Source organism: Mesorhizobium sp. M4A.F.Ca.ET.090.04.2.1 (assembly GCF_003999085.1).
GTDB lineage: Bacteria > Pseudomonadota > Alphaproteobacteria > Rhizobiales > Rhizobiaceae > Mesorhizobium.
In genome coordinates, this window is the sequence record NZ_RZOT01000791.1 from 1 (window position 1) to 1,721 (window position 1,721).

The window sequence follows — 1,721 nt, forward strand, 5'->3', positions numbered from 1 at the left end:
ATCGAGAACACGATCGCCGGCCGTGTCGCCGACATCCATCATCTCCTGCCGGAATCGCGGCTGCACATCGTCGGCGAATATTTCCTGCCGATCCATTTCCAGTTGATGGTGCTGCCGGGGGTGCAGCGCGAAGCGATCAAGACCGTGCACAGCCACATTCATGCGCTCGGCCAGTGCCGCAAATACATCCGCAAGAATGGCTGGAAGCCGGTCGTCGCCGGCGACACGGCGGGCTCGGCGAAGATGGTCTCCGAGGTCAAGGACCGCACCATGGCGGCGCTCGCGCCGGCGCTCGCAGCGGAGCTTTACGGCCTCGACATCATCGAGAAGAACGTCGAGGACACGGACAGCAACGTAACCCGCTTCGTCGTGCTGACAAAGAACAAGCAATGGGCCGAGCGCCCTTCGGCCGACGCCAGGATGATGACCACCTTCATCTTCCGCGTCCGCAACGTGCCGGCGGCGCTCTACAAGGCGATGGGCGGCTTCGCCACCAACGGCATCAACATGACCAAGCTCGAGAGCTACCAGCTCGGCGCCTTCACCGCGACGCTGTTCTATGCCGACATCGAGGGTCACCCGGACGATCCGCTGGTCAAGCTGGCGCTCGACGAGCTGCGCTTCTTCTCGCGTGAGATGCGCATCCTCGGCGTCTATCCGGCAAGCGCGTCGCGCGAGCAATGGAAGGTGGCCGACTAACACTCTCGTTTCAACGCTTGGTGTCGAAGGCTCGATCCGAGCCAATCAGCCGTGCGATCTTGTCGATCGTCGCGCGCACCTCCGGCAACTTGCGATCATCGCCGTGCACCACCAGCCATTGTTCATGTGACAGTTCCTCGATCACGTCATCCGTGCGAACCAGATCGGTGTGGGCGTCGCCAACGAAACAGGGCAGCACCACATGGCCAGCGCCAGCAAGCGCGAGGTCAAGGAGTGAGCGCGGCTGAGTGACCTCAAAGCGGATTTGATCTCGTTTGTTGGCGCGCACCCAGATTGCTGATGGTGTGTTCACCGTAGCCGCGATCCAATCAGATTTTCGAACGGCATTCGGGTGTGAATAGGGAGCAAATGCTACGGTCTTTGTCCTGCGAGCCGCGAGTCCTGGCTCGGACGGCCTGCGATTTCGAATCCCGATCAACGCCTCGCGCCTGCCGATGTTCTGCACCTCCTCAACGGCGCTGAAGACGATACTCCGGTCGGTCACGCCCAGTTTCTCAATGTTGCGGGCCAGGTACCACGTCATCCAGGTGCCCGCGGACACACGGATGGGCGCCGACGCGTTTCGTCGTGAAAACGCCCTTGTGATATCAAGGAACCGCTGCTCAATGGTCTCCGCCTGGGATGTCAGCGCTCGACCTGCTGCGGTCAACTCGTAGCCGGATGGCAGTCGAGAGAACAACTCGGCGCCCAACGCCCGCTCAAGATCGACGATATGTCGGCTCAGCGTTGCCGCACTCTGGCCGACAGCCTTCGCTGCGGATGAAAGGCTTCCATCGCGCGCGACTGCCAGAAAGATTCTCAGATCCGACCAGTCGACAGTCATTTCATTCATGCAAAACCCTCTTCATTTTTGAAGACTCCCATCTGAGATTGATCTGGCGCCATATCAAGACCGGACAGCCAGCGGAGAACATATTTTATGGCAGCGAAAATTCACTTGGGATCGCGCATTGGCATGGGTTGCTGGGCAATCGGCGGTCACTTTTGGTCAGGCGAGACCC

General features: G+C 60.3%; 2 protein-coding genes. One reads left to right on the plus strand and one right to left on the minus strand.

Going from position 1 to position 1,721, the window contains the following annotated elements; translation table 11 throughout:
• Window positions 1–699 (plus strand): prephenate dehydratase (locus tag EN781_RS31860; protein ID WP_127400696.1); only part of this gene is annotated, 699 nt, incomplete at its 5' end.
• A gap of 10 nt (window positions 700–709) precedes the next feature.
• Here the strand turns inward: EN781_RS31860 and EN781_RS31865 are convergent.
• Complete coding sequence (locus tag EN781_RS31865) at window positions 710–1,552, minus strand: LysR family transcriptional regulator (RefSeq protein WP_126056705.1); 843 nt, start codon at window positions 1,550–1,552, stop codon at window positions 710–712.
• Between the last annotated feature and the right edge of the window lie 169 nt (window positions 1,553–1,721).

Bases quoted from the DNA above. Each gene is read 5' to 3' on its own strand.
- EN781_RS31865 (WP_126056705.1), bottom strand. From the start codon at position 1,552: ATGAATGAAATGACTGTCGACTGGTCGGATCTGAGAATCTTTCTGGCA.